Raw genomic sequence first — 21240 nt, forward strand, 5'->3', positions numbered from 1 at the left:
CGTGAACGATCTGACCACTGAATTCGCAGCCGCGGTTGCCGAAAGCGAAGGCGATCCGTCGAGCGATCGCATCCTCGCGCGCATCGGGCAACTGACGCGCACCTTGCGCGACTCGATGCGCGAGCTCGGCCTCGACAAGCAGGTCGAAGCCGCCGCGCAAGCCGTGCCCGACGCGCGCGACCGGTTGAAATACGTCGCGACGATGACGGAGCAGGCCGCCGAGCGCGCGCTCAACGCGATCGAGCTCGCGAAGCCCGTGCAGGAAGCGATGCAGACGGAGGCGCAGTCGCTCGATGCGCGCTGGGCCAAATGGTACGAGGCGCCGCTCGCGCAGGGCGAAGCGGGCGAGCTTCTCGCGCAGACGCGCACGTTCCTGCAAAGCGTGCCCGAGCGGACCCAGGCGACCAACGCGCAGCTGCTCGAAATCATGCTCGCGCAGGACTTTCAGGATCTGACCGGGCAGGTGATCAAGAAGATCACGGACGTCGTGTATCTGATCGAGCAACAATTGCTGGGTGTGTTGCTCGAAAATATCGCGCCAGAGCGGCGCGAGCAGTTCGCGGCATCGGCGGCGGCGTTGATGTCGTCGGCGACCGGCAGTCCGGAAGGCCTGCTCAACGGACCGCAGATCAATCCGGAAGGGCGCAGCGACGTCGTGCAGGATCAATCGCAAGTGGACGATCTGCTCGCGAGTCTCGGCTTCTGAGGCGTTTCGTAAGTGGCCGTCAATTCGACGTACGCAGCGTTGCAAAGTCACGCGAAGCGCATACCATTGCGCTTCGCGTTTTTATTGTGTGCGCTCGCGAACGTTTGGTCTATTCCTCGTGGCTGGCATACTGGCGATATCCCGTGCTCGAAAAAACAGGGACGAATTCCAGTGGCGCATCTGTCACTTAATCGTCAAGAGCCGGCCGCGAGCAGAGGCGCGCGGGCAATCAGTAACCCAGAGGAGGCCCAGTGAAGGCACCGAAGCAATCCCGTCATGGGCATCTTGTAAGCGCGCTCGCGTTCGTCGCCGGCGCGTTGAGCGTGTGCGCGGCTGCACCCGCCTATGCAGTGCTCGGCGGCGAGCCGATGAACGCGCCGCAGGGCGCCACCGCCGAATCCACGAAAGCGGTCGCGCGCGCAGCGGTCGCAAGCGGTGCGTCGAACGCATCGGCGACATCGGCGTCGAACTACACCGTTCGCTCGACCACGCTCGCGAGCGGCACGATCGTCAATGAATACCTGTCCGCGCAGGGCGTCGTGTTCGGCATCGCGTGGCATGGGCCGCGCGTGCCGGATCTCGCCAGCCTGCTCGGCAACTATTTCCCGCAGTATCAGCAGGGCCTGAAGGCGCAGCGCGCCGCACGCGGCGGCCGTGGGCCGGTGAGCGTGCAGGGTTCCGGGCTCGTCGTGGAATCGGGCGGTCACATGGGCTCGTTCGCGGGCAGCGCGTATTTGCCGCAATCGTTGCCCGCCGGCGTGTCCGCCAGCGATATCCAGTAAGCGACGGGAGTCTCAGTATGCATCGAACGACAAGCGGTGATCCCGCCATCTCTTCCTCCCGACGCGGCGGCTTCGCCCGCTGGCTCGGCGTGCTCTGTCTTTCCGTCATGCTCGCGGCGTGCGGCGGCGGCGGCGGCGACGACTCCAGTTCCAGCAGCGGCGGCTCGTCCGGCGGCGGCTCCGGCGGCGGCTCGGGTGGCGGCAGCTCGAGCACCAGCAGCGCGAACGCGCAGCCCATCGCGCCCAACGGCACGAACGCGGTGCCGATCAACGTCAACTCGGGCGTCGCGGGCTTCGTCAACATTCCGAACGTGTCGGTGACGGTGTGCGCGCCGGGCTCGTCGGTGTGCCAGCAGATCAACAACATTCAGCTCGATACAGCGTCGTTCGGCCTGCGCATTCTCGGATCGGCGGCGCAATCCGTGCTCGGAAGCCTGCCCGGTTCGCGCGCATCGAACGGCGGTCAACTCGCCGAATGCGCGGGCTTCGCCGACGGCTATACGTGGGGCACCGTGCGCACCGCCGACGTGAAGATGGGTACGGAAGTCGCGTCGAACGTGCCGATCCAGATCATCGGCGACCTCGACGCGTCGGCGGCGCCGACCGGCGATAACGGCTGTCCGTCCGGCAGCGACGAAAATACGATCGACGACATCGGCGCGAACGGCATTCTCGGCATCGGCCCGCAAACGTACGACTGCGGCAACGGATGCGTAAGCACGTCGCTCAACGCAATGTACTTCTCGTGCAATAACGGCGCGAATTGCTCGCCCGTCGCCGTGCCGCTCGCGCAGCAGGTGACGAATCCCGTCACGAAGTTCGCGGTCAACAACAACGGCGTGATCGTGCAGTTGCCGCCGGTCCCCGATAACGGCGCGGCCAGTGCGACCGGCGTGCTGATATTCGGCATCGGCACGCAGAGCAACAATTCGGTGAGCAACGTGACGAAGTACGGCACGGACCCCTACGGCGACCTGAGCGGCACCTACAAGGGGAAGACGTACAAGACGTTCTTCGACACGGGATCGAACGGCAACTTCTTCCAGGACAGCTTCCCGCTGTGCTCGAGTTCGAGTGCGTTCTATTGCCCGAGCTCGCAGCAGTCACTGTCGACGACGATCGCCGGCACGGAAGGCAACAGCGCGGTCGTGCCGTTCCTGCTCGCCAACGCGAGCACGCTGACACAGGGCAGGAGCAAGTTCGCCTTCAATAGTCTCGGCGGCCAGTTGGGCATGTCCAACTTCTTCGACTTCGGCCTGCCGTTCTTCTTCGGCAGGCATGTGTATGTCGGATACGAGTTGCCGAACAACCGGGCTTATATCGCGTTCTGATGTGCCGATGACCTGACCGGGATGATTCCGGTCAGGCGCTCCGCCAAATGAAAGACCGGCTGCGTTTTGTGCGCAGCCGGTTTTTTTTCACTCGCCCGCGCGGGGCTTGCGCGGCGCGCGCTCGGCGAGCGCGTCGTAGAGCCAGCGCGGCAACGCGTGCATCAGCGCGCCTGCTATGCGCATCTGCCAGGGAAAGGTCGCATAGCGCACCTTGCGTTCGATCGCGTCGGCGGTTTTCTCGGCGAAGCGGTCGGCGTCCATGAGAAAGGGCATCCGATACGGATTGTGCGCGGTCATCTCCGAGCGCACGTAGCCCGGCGCGATCGTGACGACGGCTACGCCAAGCGGTCGCATCTCGACGCGCAAGGCTTCGAGATATTTCGCCACCGCCGATTTCGACGCGCTGTACGCACCGCCGCCCGGCAATCCGCGCACGCCCGCGACGCTCGCAATGCCGACGAGCGTCCCGTGCCGCGCGGTTGTCATCGACTCGACGAAGGGCTCGAATGTTGCGACCATGCCGAAGTAGTTCACGTCCATCACGGCGCGGAAAGTGTCGAGATCGCCGTGGCCTGTCAGCGCGCCGCGGCTCATGCCGGCGTTCGCAATGACGATATCCGCCGCGCCGTGCTCCGCGATGAAGCGGCGCGCGGCATCGGCGAGTGCGTCGGCGTCCCGCACGTCGGCGGGGTAAATCGAGATGGTGCTTTGAGGATGGCGGGCCGCGAAGGCGGCGAGGGAATCGGCGCGGCGGGCAACGAGGCCGAGCACGGCCCCGCGCTTTACATATTCCTCGGCCAGTGCGAGGCCGATGCCGCTCGATGCGCCGGTGATGAAGACCTTCAGGCGAACTGCAGTCATGCCGGCGAACGGGATTACAGCTTCTTGTCGCGGACTTGCTGAACGAGGAAGTCCATCACCTGCGTCGTGCCCGGCAGGCTGTTGGTCATCGCCGGACCGGTTTCGTACTTGCCCTGCACGACGATCGTCGGCACGCCGTCGATCTTGTAATCCTGCAGCAACTTGGCGTCGCGTTGCACCGCGCTTTGCGTCGAGAACGAGTTATACGCGTCCATGTACTTCTTCGGATCGACGCCCTGCGTCTTGAGGAAGTCCGCCTGCGCCTGCGGCGTCAGCAGATAGTTCTTCTTCACGTGGATCTCGTTGAACACGGCCGGCGTGACCTTCTCGGCGACGCCGAGCGCATCGAGCGCGTGATACATCTTCGAGTGCGGGATGAAGTCGTCGCGGAACGCCACCGGCACGCGCTTGAACACCACGTCCGGGCCTTGCTTCTTCGCCCATGCCTCGATGTACGGCTCGAATTCGTTGCAGTGCGGGCAGCCATACCAGAAGAATTCGATGACCTCGACCTTGCCTGCGGGCGACGCGATCGGCTGAGCCGCCTGCAGCACGGTGTAGTCCTTGCCTGCGGTGGGCGCGGCCATCGCCGAACTCGCGACGCTCATCGATGCGGCTGCGATGCCAAGGGAGAGAGCCAACGCGCTAAAGATTTTTTTCATGATTGAGGAGGGTACGCAATGGATACGCGACGGAACAAAAAGCAGGTGCATAAGTGGGACATACGACGCTTAAGCCACACTTAAACGCCCGGGCGCTTGCGCCTGCGCGGCCGTCTCGCGGCCGCGCACACACGCGATTTCGTTTGCTGCGTTATTGCTTCGAGAAACGGATCACGGCCGTATCGACGCCCGCGTCGGACAGCCGCTGACGCGCGGTGTTCATGTCCTCGAACTTCGCGAACGGCCCGATGCGCACGCGATAGTACGTCACACCGCCCGCATCGCGCTGCGTGACCTTCGATTCGAAGCCCTGGAAGCCGAGACGCGCGCGCTGCTGCTCGGCATCCGCCTGGGTCTTGTATGCGCCCACTTGCAGGAAATATCCGGTGTTCGGTTCGCCGGGCGCGGGCGGCGTGGCTTTCGCCGTAGCGGGCGCCGAGCCGCCCTTCGGCGGCGTGGCGTTGGCGTTGCTCGTTGCGTTCGGCGCGCTTTCGGGCTTCTTCGCGGGCGTCGTGCTCGCGGTCTTCGGCGCGGATGCAGTACCGCCCGACGGCGGCACCTCGACGATTTGCGGCTCGTCGAGCACGCCCGACGACTGCGTCTGGTTGTTGGTCTGGCCCGGCGCGGTGTTCGGCGGCGCAGGCTGCGCGGCTTGCGGCACGGCCTGGCCCGGCGACTTGCCTTGCAGCGGACGGTTCGGGTCGTACGGCTGCGCGGCGGCGGGTGCGGAGTTGGCGTCCGCAGGCGGCGCGACCTTCGCCACGAAGGGCGTGGGCGCGCGCGTGATGTAGAGCGCGACGATCACGGCGATCGCGAGGCCGACGATCAGGCCCAGCACGATGCCGATAAACGTCCCCCCGGTTTGTTTCGACTGCTTCGATGTACGGCGTGGTTGTGCCATCGTATGAATCACCTGCGTGAAAGTCTTCTGGTTGGGCGACGATTATAGCCGTGGGTCAAGACACGCCTGCGCCAGGCTCCCGTCCGCGCACGCCGAAAATTCCGAATTTCGGTGCGCGTAGCGGGGCAGCGGACGATTACATCTTTCGAGGAGCGGAAACGCCGATGGTCGCGAGACCGTTTTCGAGGACCTGGCGCGTGGCGGCCAGCAGCGCGATGCGCGCGGTGCGTTCCTTCTCTTCGTCCACGAGCACGCGCTCCGCATTGTAGAACGAGTGAAATTCGCCAGCGAGGTCGCGCAGATAGAACGCGACCGCGTGCGGCGCGAGCTCGTCGGCGGCGTGGGCGAGCATCTCCGGAAATTCAGCGAGCTTGTTGAGCAGCGCCATCGCACGGTCGCTCGACAGCGGCGAAAGGTCGGCCTGCGCCGCCTTCGACACGTCGCCCGCGTAGCGTTCCTTCCAGTCGCTGAGAATCGTGCAGATGCGCGCGTGCGCGTACTGCACGTAGTAGACCGGGTTTTCGTCGTTCTGCTTGAGCGCGAGGTCGATGTCGAACACGAATTCGGTATCCGCCTTGCGCGAAATGAGGAAGAAGCGCACGGCGTCGCGGCCGCGGCGGATGGTGTCTTCGTCGATCTGGTCAGGCGCGGTTTCGTGGCCCGGCGTGAGGCCGCCCGACCATTCGATCAGATCCCGCACCGTCACGTAGCTGCCCGCGCGCTTGGAGATCTTCACTTCCTGGCCGTCGCGCATGACGGTCACCATCTTGTGCAGCACGTAGTCGGGATAGCCCTTGGGAATGCCGACGCCGAGTCCTTGCAGGCCGGCGCGCACCCGCGCGATCGTGCCGTGATGGTCCGAGCCCTGGATGTTGATGACCTTCGTGTAGCCGCGCTCCCATTTGGTCACGTGATACGCGACGTCCGGCACGAAGTACGTGTAGGTGCCGTCGGACTTCTTCATGACGCGGTCTTTGTCGTCGCCGTCGTCGGTGGTGCGCAGCCACAGCGCGCCGTCCTGCTCGTAGGTCTTGCCTGCATCGACGAGCGCCGCGACCGTCTTCTCGACGCGGCCTTCCTTGTACAGCGACGACTCCAGATAAAACTGGTCGAACTTCACGCCGAACGCGGTCAGATCCATGTCCTGTTCGTGACGCAGATACGCGACCGCGAAATGACGGATGGCTTCGAGATCGTCGACGTCACCTTTGCCCTTGACCGGCTCGCCATCTTTCGCCGCGACGGTTTCGCCCGCCATGTAGTCGCGCGCGATGTCGGCGATGTACTCACCGTTGTATGCGGCCTCGGGCCACTCGGCGTCGCCCGGCTTGAGGCCGCGCGCGCGCAGTTGCGTCGAGACGGCGAGGTTGTTGATCTGCACGCCCGCGTCGTTGTAGTAGAACTCGCGGTGCACGTCGTAGCCCTGCGTTTCGAGCAGGTTCGAGAGCGCGTCGCCGAGCGCGGCCTGACGGCCGTGGCCGACGTGCAGCGGGCCGGTCGGATTCGCCGACACGAACTCGACGAGCACGTGCCTGCCCGTGTCGCGCGTCGAGCGGCCGAACGTTGCGCCATCGCCCAGCACGGCCGGGATCACCGCTTGCTTCGCCGTGGCGGCAAGACGCAGATTGATGAAGCCGGGACCCGCCACTTCGGCGCTCTCGACGAGACCCTTCGCGGCCGGAAGACCGAGCAGCGCATCGATGATTTGCTGCGCGAGCTGGCGCGGATTCGCGCGCAGCGGCTTGGCGAGCTGCATCGCGACATTCGATGCCACGTCGCCGTGCGCCGCGACCTTCGGTCGTTCGAGGACGATCGAAGGCGTGACGAAGGCCGCTTCGCTGGCGCCTTGAGTGGCTTGCGCGACCTGCTGGACCGCGTCGGTGATGAGCGTTTCGAGAGTGTGTTTATGTGCGGGCAGCATGCTGAATGTGATCCAGTGGAGCGAGTCCGGATGGGTATGGCGATTGGATTGAGGATGGCGCGCGCTTGCGGCCCGGTTGCGGCTCGTTGCGGACGCCATTCGCCATGTCTGCGAGGCCTCGCAGACATATAACGGAGTAAGCCCGGTTATATACCTACAAAGTGGGGATTTTAGCAGGTGCTAATATGTCGAATCAGGGTGTCGTCATGTTGTCAGGGAGACCGGCTCGTCTGCGCGTTTGGTTTGCAAACCGCCCATGACCCAACATAAACAAAAGGACCATGCCATGCTCATCACATTCAAAACTCCTGCCGCACCGGATGTCATGATGCTCGAAGACCTCGCGGAGTACTTGCTCGGCATCATCGGCAAACAGCTCACCGAGAGGGGCGTCGTCACGCACGAAGAACTGCCTTCGGCCATTCAGAAACTCGAAGCCGCTATCGTCACCGACAAGAAAGTGCGCGCCGAGCACGACGGCCATTTCCACGAAGGCGAGGAAGGGCACGAGCCGCACGAGATTCCCATCGGGCTCGCGCAGCGCGCTTATCCGTTCCTCGACATGCTGCGCCTCGCGCAAAAGCACAACACGGATATTCTCTGGGGCGTCTGATTTCACGTGATCCGCCGCGCCGGCAAACAAAAACCCGCATCGTTGCCGATGCGGGTTTTTTTCTTCCGATGAAACGTCTGACGGCCTAGTCGCTGTGCTGCGGATTATTGCGACTGGCCGCTTTCCGCGCCGGCGGGCTTCGCAGGCGTATGCGGCTTTTTCGGCTTCTTCGGCTTCTTCTTGTGCTCCGACTGCGGCGGCGAGTACGAAGACGCCTGAGTGCTGCTCGCCTGCGCGAACGCAGCCGAACTCGATGCTGCTAGCAAGGCCGCGGCGAAAGCTACGGTTACGGCGGACGTCATCTTCTTCATGCGACTTTCTCCGTTGACGAAAAGAGTGCGTGTGCCGTCATGGCGACGGCCTTTCGCGCTGACAAGTCTACGGAAACCAAAAATTTCCCGCCTGTTTCGTGCATATTTCCGCCATCAGGCGAGGGATATGTCGTTTGTCATTGCTGGGCTTCAGCGCAGCGGTGCAAGCGCGCGTTCGGCATCCGCGGTCGACAGCGCCATGCGTTCGGCGTAGCTCGCGAGCTGATCGTCGCCGATCTTGCCCACCGAGAAGTACGTGCTGTCGGGATGCGCGATGTAGAAGCCCGACACGCTCGCGGCCGGCAGCATCGCGAGCGACTCGGTCACGCTCATGCCGATTTCGTTCGCCTGAAGCACTTCGAACATGTCGCGCTTCACGAGGTGATCCGGGCACGCCGGATAACCCGGCGCCGGGCGGATGCCGACATACTTCTCCGCGATCAGCGCATCGTTGTCGAGCGTTTCGCTCGACGCGTAGCCCCACAGTTCCCGGCGCACGCGCGCGTGGAGCGCTTCGGCGAAAGCCTCCGCGAAACGGTCGGCCAGCGCCTTGAGCATGATCGCGCTGTAGTCGTCGTGATCGGCTTCGAACTGTTGTTCCTTTTTGTCGACGCCGAGGCCCGCCGTCACCGCGAAGAGCCCGATGTAATCCTTCACGCCCGACTCCTTCGGCGCGATGAAATCGGCGAGCGAGCGGTTCGGGCGCATCACGCCATCGACGACCGGACGCACGCTCTGCTGACGCAGATTGCGCCACGTCAACGCGACTTTCGAGCGTGATTCGTCCGTGTAGATCTCGATGTCGTCGTCGTTTACGGTGTTCGCGGGCAGCAGCATGACGACGCCGTTCGCCGTGAGCCAGCGGCCCTGAATCAGGCGCGAGAGCATCGACTTGCCGTCGGAGAACACGCGCCGCGCCGACTCGCCGACGATCTCGTCGTTGAGAATCGCCGGATAGGGACCCGCGAGATCCCACGTCTGGAAGAACGGACCCCAGTCGATGTAGTTCGCCAGTTCCGCGAGGTCATAGTTCCTGAACACGCGCCGCCCGATGAAGGTCGGCTTCTTCGGCGTGTACGCGCTCCAGTCGATCTTCGTCTTGTTGGCGCGCGCCTCGTCGTACGTGACCATCGGCTGCGCTTTTCTGTTGGCGTGCTGCGTGCGGATGCGGTCGTAGTCGCTCTTCAGTTCATCGAGATACTTCGCCGCGCCTTCGTCCGACAGGAGGCTCGACGCCACCGACACCGAACGCGACGCATCCGGCACGTACACGACCGGCCCCTCGTAATGCGGCGCGATCTTCACGGCGGTATGCACGCGCGAAGTCGTCGCGCCGCCGATGAGCAAAGGCGTCTGCTTGCCGCGGAAATAATCGTCGCGCTGCATTTCCGAGGCGACGTAAGCCATTTCTTCGAGACTCGGCGTGATGAGGCCGGAAAGCCCGATGATGTCCGCGCCTTCTTCCTTCGCCTTCTGAAGGATGGTCGCGCACGGCACCATCACGCCCATGTTGACCACTTCGAAGTTGTTGCACTGGAGCACGACCGACACGATGTTCTTGCCGATGTCGTGCACATCGCCCTTCACGGTCGCGATGACGATCTTGCCCTTCGGCCGCACGTCCGCGCCGGCATCGGCGAGACGCTTCTTCTCTTCTTCGATGAACGGAATCAGATGCGCGACCGCCTGCTTCATCACGCGCGCCGATTTCACGACTTGCGGCAGGAACATCTTGCCCGCGCCGAACAGGTCGCCGACGATGTTCATGCCGTCCATCAGCGGCCCTTCGATGACGTTGATCGGACGCCCGCCGGCCTTCTCGATCTTCGCGCGCACTTCTTCGGTATCTTCGACGATGAAGTTCGTGATGCCGTGCACGAGCGCGTGCGACAGACGCGCCTCGACCGGCTGATTGCGCCATTCGAGGTTCTCTTCCTTCTTCGCGGCGCCGGTCTTGAACTTGTCGGCGACTTCGAGCAGACGGTCCGTGCCGTCCTCGCGGCGATTCAGCACGACGTCTTCGACTCTCTCGCGCAGTTCGGCGTCGAGGTCGGCATACACGCCGAGCTGGCCCGCGTTCACGATGCCCATGTCCATGCCCGCCTGAATCGCGTGATACAGGAACACGGTGTGAATCGCCTCGCGCACGGGATCATTGCCGCGGAACGAGAACGACACGTTCGACACGCCGCCGCTCACCTTCGCATGCGGCAGGTTCTGCTTGATCCAGCGCGTCGCATTGATGAAATCGACCGCGTAGTTGTTGTGCTCCTCGATGCCCGTCGCGATCGCGAAGATGTTCGGATCGAAGATGATGTCCTCGGGCTCGAAGCCGACCTCGTTGACGAGGATGTCGTAGGAGCGCTTGCAGATTTCCGTCTTGCGCTGGAACGTGTCCGCCTGGCCTTTCTCATCGAATGCCATCACGACCGATGCCGCGCCGTATCGGCGGATCAGTTTCGCGTGATGCCGGAACGCATCTTCGCCTTCCTTCAGCGAGATCGAGTTGACGATCGCCTTGCCCTGCACGCACTTCAGGCCCGCTTCGATCACTTCCCATTTCGACGAGTCGATCATGATCGGCACGCGCGCGATGTCGGGCTCCGATGCGATCAGATTCAGAAAGCGCACCATCGCGGCTTTCGAATCGAGCATGGCTTCGTCCATGTTGATGTCGATGACCTGCGCGCCGTTTTCGACCTGCTGCCGCGCGACGGCGAGCGCTTCGTCGAACTGGCCGTTCAGGACCATGCGCGCGAACGCCTTCGATCCGGTCACGTTCGTGCGCTCGCCGACGTTGATGAAGAGTGAGTTGTCGGTGACGTTGAACGGTTCGAGGCCGGAGAGACGCATCGTGTGATCGGTCATGTCTGTTATCTCTTGTTCGATGTCAGGCTGCATCGCGATATTGCGAGGGGAAGGCGCGCGGCTTCACTTCAGCGAGCGCTTTCGCGATCTCCGCGATGTGCTCCGGCGTCGTGCCGCAGCACCCGCCCGCGACATTCACGAGGCCCGCCGTTGCGAATTCCTTCAGCAATCCCGATGTCACGTCCGGTGTTTCATCGAATCCGGTGTCGCTCATCGGATTCGGCAGGCCCGCGTTCGGATAGCAGGACACGTAGGTGTCGCACAGCTTCGCCAGTTCGGCGATGTACGGGCGCATCAGCGCCGCGCCGAGCGCGCAGTTCAGGCCGAACGTGAGCGGCTTCGCGTGACGCAGCGAGTTCCAGAACGCTTCCACCGTCTGCCCGGACAGAATGCGGCCCGATGCATCGGTGACCGTGCCCGAGATCATGATCGGCACCAGCTCGCCGGTATCGTCGAAGAGTTGATCTAGCGCGAACAAGGCCGCTTTCGCGTTCAACGTGTCGAAGATCGTTTCGACGAGAAACAGATCGACGCCCGCATCGAGCAGCGCCTTGGCCTGTTCGTAGTACGCGTCGCGCAGCTCGTCGAACGTGACGTTGCGCGCGCCCGGGTCGTTCACGTCGGGTGAGATGCTCGCGGTCTTGGGCGTCGGTCCGATCGCGCCCGCGACGAAGCGCGGCTTGGCCGGCGTCGAATACTTGTTGCAGGCTTCGCGCGCGAGCTTCGCCGACTCGATGTTCATCTCCGCGGCAAGGTCTTCCATGCCGTAATCGGCCTGCGCGACGCGCGTGGCGCCGAAGGTGTTCGTCTCGACGATGTCGGCGCCCGCCGCCAGATACTGCTCGTGAATCTCGCGGATGACCTGCGGCTGCGTGATCGACAGCAACTCGTTGTTGCCCTTGATGTCGCGGCCGTAGTCCTTGAAGCGCTCGCCGCGATACGCGGCTTCGTCGAGCTTGTAGCGTTGGATCATCGTGCCCATCGCGCCGTCGAGGATCAGGATGCGTTTCTGCAGCAGCGCGGGCAGCGCGGCGCCGCGCGTATAGGCGCGCGCAGGGGCTTTCGGAAGGGCGTTCTGGGTCATGACGGACGAGGCCTGCACCAAGTGTGAAATAGCCTGACATTGTAGCCGCAGCGCGGAGCGCTCGCCTCCGGGCGGCGGGCGCGCATCGGCGTGAAGCCGCCGAAAAAAAACCCGCCGTTTGCAGGGCGGGGTCTTCGGGGGATGGCGAGTGTCGCCTTAACCGCAGGGCCGTGCGGCGGCGGGCGCGGACAGTAGCGAGCCGCCCGCGCGTGCATGCATCAGTGAAGCACGACGGGCTGGTTCATCAAGATGTCGAACTGGCCGAGGAATTCGTCGACATCTTCGAGCGAAGGCTCTTCCGCGATCAGTTGCTGGACGTGCTCGCGAAACTTCGCGGCGAGCTCGCCGTCGATGAAAATTTCCCGCTGCGTGTTCTTGTCCACGATCTCATAGCCGCCCGCCTTCATGGCGAGATGGTTGTCCTGCGGTGGAAACTCGACTACGCAATAGTTAGGGCTGTTGTAGATCATTTGCATGGCGACACTCCTTATTCCTTGTTTGCTCCGTGGCAATCCTGACGCTTAAGTGGAGCGACTGGGTTGGAATTCAAGGGGTGGCCTCGATGTGATGCCCGCTGTATCGAGGCTTTCTTTTGCAGCAAAAAACAGAAGAACTACGTGGAATCGCGCATAAAACCCGCCAGTATTGCGGAAAAGCGTTGCGATTCCTCCACGGGTGAAAGGTGCGCCGCATTGAGAAGTTCGAATCGCGCGCCGGGCACCATGTCTGCGACAACTTTTGAAGCAGCATGCGGCGTGCCAACGTCATGCTCACCTGCAACGACGAGCGTGCGCTTCCTCACGGACGCGAGTTTGTCTCGCGCATCGAAACGGCCGACCGCTTCCGCGGCGCGTGCGAATCCTTCGGCGGGCGTGCCGGCGATCGTATCCGCGATTTGTTCGATCACTTCGGGGTGCGCCTTGCGGAATTCAGGCGTGAACCAGCGGTCGAGCGTCGCTTCCACGATACTCGCTGTGCCGCTTTCGCGCACGGAGGCTGCCCGTTGCGCGAATGTCGGACGCGCATCCTCGGAAATAAAGGCCGGCGCGCCCACGACCGTCAGCGATTCCACTTTGTCCGCATGGTTGATCGCGAACTTCTGCGCCACCATTGCGCCGATCGACAGCCCGACGACATGCGCCGACGGCGCGCCTAACCTGTCGAGCAGAACCGCGAGATCGTCGGCGAGGTCGTCGATCGTGAACGGATCCGGCGAAACCGCCGTTTCGCCGTGGCCGCGCAAGTCATAGCGCAGGACAGTAAAGTCGTTGCGGAAGTAGCCGGCCATCTGATCCCAGACGGAGAGGTCGCCGGCAAGCTGATGGATGAAGACGAGCCAGGGACCGCCGCCTTCGTTGTCGAGAACATAGCGTGTGTCGATGCCATTGATCGTCAGCTGCATATCGGTTCCGTAAAGAGTGCGGTTTGCGATGCTGTTACCGAAGCAAAGCGCTGCGCTTCGGCCGTGAACCCGTGTCACGCAGTGTGACGGCCGCGTTACGGTTTGTCCGGCTGGGACGTCGCAGGCGGGGCGGGCGCGGTTTCCTCAGACGCATCTTGCGTGCCCGAGGTGACACCTTGTCCTGCCGACGAAGGCATGCTGAGGCTGCCGGCCCAGAGCAGCTCGATCTGCATTCCGTTCGGTTCGGTTTGCAGAATCCGCACGGGCAGCCAGCCGATCGACGGCGCGAGCCAGATGTCGAGCTTGCGGCGGTCGCCTTCCTTGCGGGGCAGACGCGTGAAATGGCGGGCGGTCGTAAAGCCGCCGCGCGCCTGCACGGTTTCATCGCCGACGGTTTCTATCGGCCAGATCTCGTTGCTGTCGTTGTCCGCGACGCTGAATTGCCGCGTGACGCCCGGCTTGTATTTGTCCGGCGCGCCGCGCACGAGACTCGCCAGCTGCATGACGACGCTGAAGCGGTCCTGGGCGCCATCCGCGAGCGGCTGACTCTGCGGCGTCTTCGTATAGACGATCTGCTTCGCCTCGCGATTGAAGATGGCGACGTCGGCGGCGCGGCGGCCGCGCTGTTCCGAATACTGTTCCGGCGCAATGCCGAAGCCGTCGATATGACCCTTGCTCGAATACACATATGGACCGACGAAAGGCAACGGGATCGACACGACCATTTCGTAATGCTGGCCGTCGTTGATCCAGTGGATCGTGCCGGTCTGGTTCATCATGCCGTTCACGAGCGTGTCGTAACGCAACTCGCCCGAGGGCGGAACGCTGAGCTTGTCGCCGGAGACGGCGGCGGGTTGCGCCGCGGGCAATGGCGATGGCGCTTGCGCCTGTGCTTGCGCGGGCGCCGACGCCGCCACGCCTGCGTCCGCCGCCGGCGCGTCCGGCTGAGGCGTCGCCGCGGTCAACACCGGAGCGGGAGCGGGCGCCGCTGTGGGCGCGGGGGCGGCAGGCTTGCGCGGCGTCGGAGTGGGCACGCGATCGGCCGGTTTGGGCGGCTGCGGCTGCGGCGCGGGCGGCGCAATCGGCTTGGGCGTCAGCAATTCGACCTGTACGGGCGGCGCCTCCGGCGGCACATTCGTCGGCTGCCGATTGTGCTCGATCCACCGCATCGCGCTCCAGTGCAGGCCCGCGACGATCAGCACGACCAGCACCCAGCGCCCACAGCGGCGCGGAATGGCGGAATCGAAAACAGCGTGGGGCGGCTCGCCCGACGCGGGGCGAGGACGGCGGAATTGAAACAGTGACATCGTGGAGGCGTGAAAGGGAGCAGTGCGGGCCAGGCGAAACGCGTAAGACACGCGCAATGAAAGCGATGTTCCTTACCGCATCGACGGGCGCGGTCAGCGCTCGCCCGCTTTATATCCCAATTCGTACGACAGGCCGCGCGCGCATTCTCGCAGGGCGGAATCGATTTCGCCGCCCCAACGCGTATCGAAGGTGCCTTCGTGACCGAGCGCGATAAGCCCGAGCGCGAGCTCGCCGGTCGAGTCGAAGACCGGCGTGCAGAACGCGTGGATCGTCGGCAGCAGCATGCCTTCGACGCGCGCCGCGCCGTGCTCGCGCACCTCGGCGAGAAGCGGCTCGACGTCGGCCATCGTCTGCTTCATGGCGGCGAGTTCGCGGTCGAGCATCGGTTGCGTCTTGCTGCGCGGCAGATAGGCGGCGAAAAGCAGGCCGGTCGCGGACGAGAGCAGCGGCATCACGTCGCCGAGCTTGAGCGACGCCTTCGCCGGATGACTCGATTCCATCCAGTGCACGACCGTCGGTCCCTGATTGCCCCACACCGCAATGCCGACCGTCTGATCGAGCCGGTCGCGCATCTGCGCGAGCGCGATGCGCGCGAGCCTCACGCCGTCGACGCGCGCGAGCCGCGCCAGTCCCATCTGCAACGCGAATCCGCCGAGTTCGTAGCGCCCCGACACCGGATCCTGCGACGCCACGCCAAGCCGCAGGAAACTCACGAGATAGCGATGCGCCTTCGCCGGGCTCATGCCCGCGCGCTGCGCGAGATCGCGCAGCATCATCGCGCGCGGCTCGTTGGTGAGCACGTCGAGCAGCCGGAAGCCGACTTCGATCGATTGAATGCCGGAGCGCGTTTTCTCCTCGGTGGAGTCGGTGGCGTCGAGGTGGTCTTCGTCGTCGGGAAGAGCGGATTGGGTCGATTGCATGAAGCGCGAAATCACAGCCAGGGGATTCACCATCGTAAAATAGATTTCCCTTAACGTCATCTCAAGCCAACGACTCCCGCTCTATGAAACTTGCCACGCTGAAGGACGGCACGCGCGACGGCCAACTGATCGTCGTCTCGCGCGATCTGCGCACGGCGGCCATCGCCGATGAAATCGTTTCGACGCTGCAACGCGCGCTCGACGACTGGACCTTCTACGCGCCGCAACTCATGGACGTCTACGAGGCGCTGAACGCCGGCCGCGCGCGCAACACGTTTCAGTTCGATCCGAAAGCCTGCATGGCGCCGCTGCCGCGTGCGTTCCAGTGGGCGGACGGCTCGGCGTACGTGAATCACGTGGAGCTCGTGCGCCGCGCGCGCAACGCGGAAATGCCGCCCGAATTCTGGACCGATCCGCTCATGTACCAGGGCGGCAGCGATGATTTCATCGGCCCGACGGACGACATCGTGTGCGCGACCGAATCGTATGGCATCGACTTCGAGGCGGAAGTCGCCGTCATCACGTCCGATGTCCACATGGCCGCGATGCCCGACGAAGCGCTCCGCAGCGTGCGTCTGCTGATGCTCGTGAACGACGTGTCGCTGCGCAATCTCATTCCCGCGGAACTCGCGAAGGGCTTCGGCTTCTTCCAGAGCAAGCCCGCGACCGCGTTCTCGCCCGTCGCCGTGACGCCCGACGAGCTCGGCGACGCGTGGCGCGATGGGCGGGTGCATCGGCCGATGATCGTGCACTGGAACGGCAAAAAGGTCGGCCAGCCGGATTGCGGCACGGACATGGTGTTCCATTTCGGGCAACTGATCGCGCACGCGGCGAAGACGCGCAACCTGCGCGCGGGCTCGATCGTCGGCTCGGGCACGATCTCGAACAAGGACGCGAAGCGCGGCTACTGCTGCATCGCCGAGAAGCGGTGTCTCGAAACCATCGAGCACGGCGCGCCGCAGACGGACTTTATGAAGTTCGGCGACAGCGTGAAGATCGAGATGTTCGACGAAAGCGGCAAGTCGATCTTCGGCGCGATCGATCAGGCGATCGTCCCGCCCGGGCACTGAATCCACGCATCGCAACGGGTTTCGCCCGATGCGATGCGCGCAAGCCTCGCCTTACACTTTGCCGGCTGCATGTGCGCGGCAGAAGAACTATCAAAAAAAGGAGACTCGGATGGCGGCAGGCAAGTGGAAATTTCTGGCGGGCGCGGCGCTCACGGTCGCCGCAACGACAGCGGCATTCGCGCAAACGGCGCAGCACGTGAAGATCGGCCTCGTGTTGTCGCTCACGGGGCCGGCCGCGTCGCTCGGCATTCCCGCGCGTGACACCGTCGCGCTGCTGCCGAAAGAGATGGGCGGCAAGCCGGTCGATTACATCGTGCTCGACGATGCTTCCGACACCACGCAAGCCGTTCAGTCGACCAAGAAGCTCATGAGCGAGGATCAGGTCGATGCGATCATCGGCTCGTCGATCACGCCGAACTCGCTCGCGATGATCGATGTCGTCGCGCAAGGGCAGACGCCGATGATCTCGCTCGCGTCGTCGTCGAAGATCATCGAGCCTGTCGACGACAAGCGCCGCTGGGTGTTCAAGACACCGCAAACCGACGCGATGATGGCCTCCGCGATCGCCGAACACGCGAGCAATCACGGCGTGAAGACGCTCGCGTACATCGGACAGGCGGACGCGCTCGGCGAGACCTTCTACGCCGAAGTCGCGAAGTTCGCGCAATTGCACAAGATCGAAGTGGTCGCGAACGAGCGCTTCAACCGCACCGATCCGAGCGTGACCGGGCAAATCCTCAAGATTCTCGCGGCGAAGCCGGATGCGGTTGTCGTCGGCGCGGCCGGCACGCCCGCCGCGTTGCCGCCGAAGACCCTCGCGCAGCGCGGCTACAAAGGCAAGGTCTATCACAATCACGGCGTGGGCAATCGCGACTTCCTGCGCGTGTGCGGCGCGGACTGCAACGGCACGTTCCTGCCCGCGAGCCCGGTGCTCGTCGCCGCGCAGTTGCCCGACGATCATCCGGCCAAGCGCCTCGCGCTCGAATACATCAAACTGTACGAAGCGAAGCAGGGCGCGGGCACGGTATCGGCGTTCGGCTCGTATGCGTGGGACGCGGGCATGCTGCTCAATCGCGCGGTGCCGATCGCCCTGAAGGCGGGCGCGCCGGGCACGCCGGCATTCCGTGGCGCGTTGCGCGATGCGCTCGAAGGCACGAAGAATTTCTCCGATACCAACGGGCAGGTCAACATGACGCCCAACGATCACATCGGCCTCGATCAGCGCGCGCGCGTGATGGTCGAGATCCGCGACGGCAAGTGGATCTATCAGCCGCGCTAACTCTCGATTGAACAGAACCATGAGCGATCTCTCCTTCTACGCGAGCTACAAGTCGCTGGAGTTGCGCCGCCGTCCGCACGGCGTGCTCGAAGTGGTGATGCCCGGCGCGGGCGCGAACAAGAGCGGCCTGTCTACCGCCGACGCCAACATGCATCGTGAGCTGGCGGATATCTGGCGCGACATCGATCGCGATCCCGAAACACGCGTCGCGCTGATCCGCGGCGAAGGCAAGGGCTTTTCGGCGGGCGGCGATCTCGGGCTCGTCGAGGAGATGGCGAACGACTTCGATGTGCGCGCGCGCGTATGGCGCGAGGCGCGCGATCTCGTCTATAACGTGATCAACTGCGGCAAGCCGATCGTCTCCGCGATGCATGGCCCCGCGGTCGGCGCGGGACTGGTCGCGGGCCTGCTCGCGGATATCTCGATCGCGACGAAGTCGGCGCGCATCATCGACGGGCACACGCGCCTCGGCGTCGCAGCGGGCGATCACGCGGCGATCGTCTGGCCGCTGCTGTGCGGCATGGCGAAGGCCAAGTACTATCTGCTGCTATGCGAGCCGGTGAGCGGCGAGGAAGCGGAGCGCATCGGTCTGGTGTCGCTCGCCGTCGACGAGAACGAACTGATGCCGAAGGCGATCGAGGTGGCGAATCGTCTTGCACAAGGCTCGCAAACCGCGATCCGCTGGACCAAGTACGCGCTGAACAACTGGCTGCGCTCGGCGGGGCCGACCTTCGATGCGTCGCTCGCGCTCGAATTCATGGGTTTCGCGGGGCCGGACGTCCACGAAGGCATGCGCTCGCTGCGCGAGCGGCGCGCGCCGGACTTTCCGGGCGGCGCGCCGTTCTGAGCTACGCGAATCTCACACGCACGAAAACAAGGAGAGTCGAATGACCGATAACACTGGCGGCACGCCGCCCTACACGATTCCCGGTTTTCCCGGATTCGGCCAGGCCGACATGATGGGCAAGATGTGGGAACTGATGCGCCTGAATCCGTTCGCCGCCGCGATGCCGGGCGGCGGGCAGGGCGTGGGTCCTTCCCTCTCGATGATGTCCGACATGCTCGCGCCGCTCACGAACATCGAAGAACTCGACAAGCGCGTGACGGACATGCGCGCCGTCGAGCACTGGCTGAAGCTCAATCTCAATATGCTGCAATCGGCGATTCAAGCGCTCGAAGTGCAGCGCGCGACGCTCGCGACGCTGCGCGCGTTCGGGGCGTTTGCGCAGTCGTCTGTCGAGGGTGCGCAAAGCGCGGCCACCGAGAATGCGAAGGCCGCGACCGCAGGCTGGCCGATGAGCGGCGCGGCCAAAGCGGACGCGCCGAAACAGGAGCCCGTGCGCGAAGCGCCGGCGAGCGGAACATCGGCGCAAGGCGAGACGGCGGCGGGCGACGCGTCCGCACCGCCGCCCGGCTTCGACCCTGCCGGCTGGTGGAACGTGCTGCAATCACAGTTCAATCAACTGGCGCATCTCGCCATGCTGCAGCCGGGCATGACTGGCCCGCTGAACCCGACGGGCGAATCGGGCGAGCAGCCCGCCGCAGACGAGACCGATGCCGGGCAGCCGGCGCACGGCGACGCGGATAAATCGGAGGCCGCCGCGAAAAAAGCGCCCGCTCGCAAGGCTGCGCCGCGCAAGAAGCCCGTCTGAGTTCGCGTCTACTGGCGCTCCCGTTCTGATCCCATGCCGGCGGCGCGCAATGCGCCGCCAGTTCCTTCGATGCGCAACGTTGCATCGAACCGCGTCTCGCGCCATTGCTTGGTCTACGTGCCGAAATGTATTTCAGCCCCGACGAGCGTCTCGATTTTGTCTATGATGAAACATCGACGTCGATAGGACTTGTCCACCTTCAATACCGGGCACGTAATCTGCGTCGAACGCGACGTGTGGTCTCGAAACGATTTGTCCATGACGAACTCATCAGAACAAGACTTCGATTCAGAGCCGGTTTCCGATGGCGCCGACGCGCCGGAACCCGACCCGCCGCGCACTGCGGCGACGGGCGTCACGGGAATCGGCATTGGCGCAATCGCTCAGGAGATTGGTCTGACGAAGGACACGCTGCGTGTCTGGGAGCGCCGTTACGGCTTTCCGCAGCCGATGCGGTCGCCCGGCGGCGAGCGGCTCTATCCGCAGGAGCAGGTGACGAAGCTGCGGCTCGTGAAGCGCCTGCTCGACGCGGGGCACCGGCCGAGCAAGGTGCTCGGGCAATCCATCGATTTATTGCAGCAGCTGGCCGAGAGTTCGGGCGTCGGGCAGGACGCGCCGGACGCCGAGCTGGATCATCTGATCGCGCTGTTGCGTACGAGCGCTTACGACGAGTTCCGCTTCGTGCTTCTCAAACGCGCGACGCGCGACGGGCTCGAGCGTTTCGTGCTGGATGTCGCGGCGCCGTTGTCGGCGCGGATCGGCAATGCGTGGGCGGCGGGCACCTTGCAGGTCTATCACGAGCATCTGTTCAGCGAAGCGATCCAGTCGGCGATGCGCACGCTGTTGCGTCCGCTCTCCGACGCCGTGCGCGGGCGCGGCGGCCGTCCGCGCGTACTGCTCACGACGCTCTCCGGCGAGGGCCACGGCCTCGGCATCCTGATGGCCGAAGCGATGTTCACGCTCTCCGAGTGCGATTGTGTCCAGCTCGGCCTGCAGACGCCGTTGCACGATATCGTCAATGCAGTAGCGGCGCATGACGTCGATATCGTTGCGCTGTCGTTTACCGCGGTGCTGCCGGCGCAGTCCATCGCGAACGGCCTCACCGACCTGCGCAACCTGCTTCCGCCGCATGTGCGCATCTGGGTCGGCGGAAGCAGCCCGGCGCTGCGTCGCAAGCTCGACGATGGCGTGCAACACGTCGCAGGGTTGACCCCGATCGATGAAACTGTCGCGCAATGGCGTGAATCGACCGTGCTAAGATGAAAAACGCTCGCCGCGGCGAGCTTTAAGCGCGGAGTTCGCGTGGCATGCGCGTCGCTGTCATGTGAGCACGTCATACTGGCCGGCCCGCACGGTTTCGGCGGCAGGATCGCGCCACTTGAAGATACCCCAGGCACAGGTTTCGCTCCTCACCCACGGTAGAACAAGACGCACAACAGCAACATCTGCACGGGAAAGTGCAGTGTTTCGCAGGGCGCGAGCGTCCCGCAGCGCCAAATTTGCGCGCTCGTTGTCGCTTTTCGGCTTTGGCCGACCGAATCCCGCGTAAAATTGAAAGCTTGGCTGCTT

The 21240-nt window shown here is 64.2% G+C and carries 20 protein-coding genes; 9 read left to right on the forward strand and 11 right to left on the reverse strand.

The genetic code is table 11. The features are described from left to right. The first annotated feature begins 1 nt into the window (after position 1). The 3 genes from cheZ (at position 2) to NCS58_RS01700 (ending at position 2819) form a co-directional block, all read left to right on the forward strand. The gene (gene cheZ / locus NCS58_RS01690) at positions 2 to 706 is read left to right on the forward strand and encodes a protein phosphatase CheZ (protein ID WP_061116808.1); all 705 of its coding nucleotides are present in this window, start codon (positions 2 to 4) and stop codon (positions 704 to 706) included. A 251-nt stretch (positions 707 to 957) separates the two neighbouring features. After that, positions 958 to 1488 carry a DUF2844 domain-containing protein gene (locus NCS58_RS01695; protein WP_061116809.1) on the forward strand — a complete coding sequence of 177 codons (531 nt, stop codon included), beginning with the start codon at positions 958 to 960 and terminating at the stop codon, positions 1486 to 1488. A gap of 17 nt (positions 1489 to 1505) precedes the next feature. Then, positions 1506 to 2819 (forward strand): DUF3443 domain-containing protein, encoded by a 1314-nt coding sequence (locus NCS58_RS01700; protein WP_250476180.1) that lies wholly within the window; start codon positions 1506 to 1508, stop codon positions 2817 to 2819. Positions 2820 to 2906: 87 nt separating this feature from the next. Here the strand turns inward: NCS58_RS01700 and NCS58_RS01705 are convergent, their stop codons facing one another. The 4 genes from NCS58_RS01705 to argS all read right to left on the reverse strand — a co-directional run bounded on the left by NCS58_RS01705 (position 2907) and on the right by argS (position 7164). Continuing rightward, complete coding sequence (locus NCS58_RS01705) at positions 2907 to 3680, reverse strand: SDR family oxidoreductase (protein WP_250537721.1); 774 nt, start codon at positions 3678 to 3680, stop codon at positions 2907 to 2909. A 14-nt stretch (positions 3681 to 3694) separates the two neighbouring features. Continuing rightward, positions 3695 to 4342, reverse strand: a complete 648-nt coding sequence (locus NCS58_RS01710; protein WP_250476181.1) for a thiol:disulfide interchange protein DsbA/DsbL — start codon at positions 4340 to 4342, stop codon at positions 3695 to 3697. Between the two features lie 151 nt (positions 4343 to 4493). Next, entirely contained in the window at positions 4494 to 5243 is a 750-nt protein-coding gene (locus tag NCS58_RS01715; RefSeq protein ID WP_250476182.1) for an SPOR domain-containing protein, read from the reverse strand. A 136-nt stretch (positions 5244 to 5379) separates the two neighbouring features. Continuing rightward, positions 5380 to 7164 (reverse strand): arginine--tRNA ligase, encoded by a 1785-nt coding sequence (argS, locus tag NCS58_RS01720; RefSeq protein WP_250537722.1) that lies wholly within the window; start codon positions 7162 to 7164, stop codon positions 5380 to 5382. A gap of 286 nt (positions 7165 to 7450) precedes the next feature. Here argS and NCS58_RS01725 point away from each other — a divergent pair, with 286 nt between their 5' ends. Further along, positions 7451 to 7777 carry a DUF1840 domain-containing protein gene (locus tag NCS58_RS01725; protein WP_061116941.1) on the forward strand — a complete coding sequence of 109 codons (327 nt, stop codon included), beginning with the start codon at positions 7451 to 7453 and terminating at the stop codon, positions 7775 to 7777. A gap of 104 nt (positions 7778 to 7881) precedes the next feature. Here the strand turns inward: NCS58_RS01725 and NCS58_RS01730 are convergent, their stop codons facing one another. From NCS58_RS01730 to NCS58_RS01760, 7 genes are all read right to left on the reverse strand, one after another. After that, entirely contained in the window at positions 7882 to 8088 is a 207-nt protein-coding gene (locus NCS58_RS01730) for a hypothetical protein (protein ID WP_061116815.1), read from the reverse strand. A 150-nt stretch (positions 8089 to 8238) separates the two neighbouring features. After that, complete coding sequence (metH, locus tag NCS58_RS01735; RefSeq protein ID WP_284502080.1) at positions 8239 to 10989, reverse strand: methionine synthase; 2751 nt, start codon at positions 10987 to 10989, stop codon at positions 8239 to 8241. Further along, entirely contained in the window at positions 10979 to 12040 is a 1062-nt protein-coding gene (locus NCS58_RS01740) for a homocysteine S-methyltransferase family protein (RefSeq protein ID WP_061116817.1), read from the reverse strand. Before NCS58_RS01740 ends, metH begins: the two co-directional genes overlap by 11 nt. A 218-nt stretch (positions 12041 to 12258) precedes the next feature. Further along, the gene (locus NCS58_RS01745; protein WP_014190215.1) at positions 12259 to 12516 is read right to left on the reverse strand and encodes a DUF3567 domain-containing protein; all 258 of its coding nucleotides are present in this window, start codon (positions 12514 to 12516) and stop codon (positions 12259 to 12261) included. A gap of 137 nt (positions 12517 to 12653) precedes the next feature. Further along, positions 12654 to 13442: an alpha/beta fold hydrolase gene (locus tag NCS58_RS01750; RefSeq protein ID WP_061116818.1), complete on the reverse strand. Its 789-nt coding sequence runs from the start codon at positions 13440 to 13442 to the stop codon at positions 12654 to 12656. A 95-nt stretch (positions 13443 to 13537) separates the two neighbouring features. Continuing rightward, positions 13538 to 14749 carry a DUF3108 domain-containing protein gene (locus tag NCS58_RS01755; RefSeq protein WP_250537724.1) on the reverse strand — a complete coding sequence of 404 codons (1212 nt, stop codon included), beginning with the start codon at positions 14747 to 14749 and terminating at the stop codon, positions 13538 to 13540. 93 nt (positions 14750 to 14842) lie between these two features. Beyond that, positions 14843 to 15670: an IclR family transcriptional regulator gene (locus NCS58_RS01760; RefSeq protein ID WP_409241781.1), complete on the reverse strand. Its 828-nt coding sequence runs from the start codon at positions 15668 to 15670 to the stop codon at positions 14843 to 14845. 83 nt (positions 15671 to 15753) lie between these two features. Between NCS58_RS01760 and NCS58_RS01765 the strand changes: the two genes are divergently transcribed. From NCS58_RS01765 to NCS58_RS01785, 5 genes are all read left to right on the forward strand, one after another. Next, positions 15754 to 16740: a fumarylacetoacetate hydrolase family protein gene (locus tag NCS58_RS01765; protein ID WP_250537726.1), complete on the forward strand. Its 987-nt coding sequence runs from the start codon at positions 15754 to 15756 to the stop codon at positions 16738 to 16740. A 109-nt stretch (positions 16741 to 16849) separates the two neighbouring features. Beyond that, positions 16850 to 18019, forward strand: a complete 1170-nt coding sequence (locus tag NCS58_RS01770) for an ABC transporter substrate-binding protein (RefSeq protein WP_250537727.1) — start codon at positions 16850 to 16852, stop codon at positions 18017 to 18019. A 19-nt stretch (positions 18020 to 18038) separates the two neighbouring features. Then, positions 18039 to 18866 (forward strand): enoyl-CoA hydratase/isomerase family protein, encoded by an 828-nt coding sequence (locus NCS58_RS01775; protein ID WP_061116822.1) that lies wholly within the window; start codon positions 18039 to 18041, stop codon positions 18864 to 18866. A gap of 40 nt (positions 18867 to 18906) precedes the next feature. Continuing rightward, a complete protein-coding gene (locus NCS58_RS01780) occupies positions 18907 to 19671 on the forward strand; it encodes a PhaM family polyhydroxyalkanoate granule multifunctional regulatory protein (RefSeq protein WP_061116823.1) in 765 nt (254 codons plus the stop codon). A 258-nt stretch (positions 19672 to 19929) separates the two neighbouring features. Beyond that, complete coding sequence (locus NCS58_RS01785; RefSeq protein WP_061116824.1) at positions 19930 to 20934, forward strand: MerR family transcriptional regulator; 1005 nt, start codon at positions 19930 to 19932, stop codon at positions 20932 to 20934. The last annotated feature ends 306 nt before the right edge of the window (positions 20935 to 21240 follow it).

The sequence above is a fragment of the Caballeronia sp. INML3B genome (genome assembly GCF_023631305.1).
In the GTDB taxonomy this organism is placed as follows: domain Bacteria; phylum Pseudomonadota; class Gammaproteobacteria; order Burkholderiales; family Burkholderiaceae; genus Caballeronia; species Caballeronia turbans.

Bases quoted from the DNA above. Each gene is read 5' to 3' on its own strand.
- NCS58_RS01725 (WP_061116941.1), top strand. From the start codon at position 7,451: ATGCTCATCACATTCAAAACTCCTGCCGCACCGGATGTCATGATGCTC.
- NCS58_RS01765 (WP_250537726.1), top strand. From the start codon at position 15,754: ATGAAACTTGCCACGCTGAAGGACGGCACGCGCGACGGCCAACTGATC.
- NCS58_RS01715 (WP_250476182.1), bottom strand. From the start codon at position 5,243: ATGGCACAACCACGCCGTACATCGAAGCAGTCGAAACAAACCGGGGGG.
- NCS58_RS01700 (WP_250476180.1), top strand. From the start codon at position 1,506: ATGCATCGAACGACAAGCGGTGATCCCGCCATCTCTTCCTCCCGACGC.
- NCS58_RS01760 (WP_409241781.1), bottom strand. From the start codon at position 15,670: ATGCAATCGACCCAATCCGCTCTTCCCGACGACGAAGACCACCTCGAC.
- NCS58_RS01710 (WP_250476181.1), bottom strand. From the start codon at position 4,342: ATGAAAAAAATCTTTAGCGCGTTGGCTCTCTCCCTTGGCATCGCAGCC.
- NCS58_RS01770 (WP_250537727.1), top strand. From the start codon at position 16,850: ATGGCGGCAGGCAAGTGGAAATTTCTGGCGGGCGCGGCGCTCACGGTC.
- argS (WP_250537722.1), bottom strand. From the start codon at position 7,164: ATGCTGCCCGCACATAAACACACTCTCGAAACGCTCATCACCGACGCG.
- NCS58_RS01775 (WP_061116822.1), top strand. From the start codon at position 18,039: ATGAGCGATCTCTCCTTCTACGCGAGCTACAAGTCGCTGGAGTTGCGC.
- metH (WP_284502080.1), bottom strand. From the start codon at position 10,989: ATGCAGCCTGACATCGAACAAGAGATAACAGACATGACCGATCACACG.
- NCS58_RS01785 (WP_061116824.1), top strand. From the start codon at position 19,930: ATGACGAACTCATCAGAACAAGACTTCGATTCAGAGCCGGTTTCCGAT.
- NCS58_RS01755 (WP_250537724.1), bottom strand. From the start codon at position 14,749: ATGTCACTGTTTCAATTCCGCCGTCCTCGCCCCGCGTCGGGCGAGCCG.
- NCS58_RS01705 (WP_250537721.1), bottom strand. From the start codon at position 3,680: ATGACTGCAGTTCGCCTGAAGGTCTTCATCACCGGCGCATCGAGCGGC.
- NCS58_RS01745 (WP_014190215.1), bottom strand. From the start codon at position 12,516: ATGCAAATGATCTACAACAGCCCTAACTATTGCGTAGTCGAGTTTCCA.
- NCS58_RS01730 (WP_061116815.1), bottom strand. From the start codon at position 8,088: ATGAAGAAGATGACGTCCGCCGTAACCGTAGCTTTCGCCGCGGCCTTG.
- NCS58_RS01750 (WP_061116818.1), bottom strand. From the start codon at position 13,442: ATGCAGCTGACGATCAATGGCATCGACACACGCTATGTTCTCGACAAC.
- NCS58_RS01740 (WP_061116817.1), bottom strand. From the start codon at position 12,040: ATGACCCAGAACGCCCTTCCGAAAGCCCCTGCGCGCGCCTATACGCGC.
- NCS58_RS01780 (WP_061116823.1), top strand. From the start codon at position 18,907: ATGACCGATAACACTGGCGGCACGCCGCCCTACACGATTCCCGGTTTT.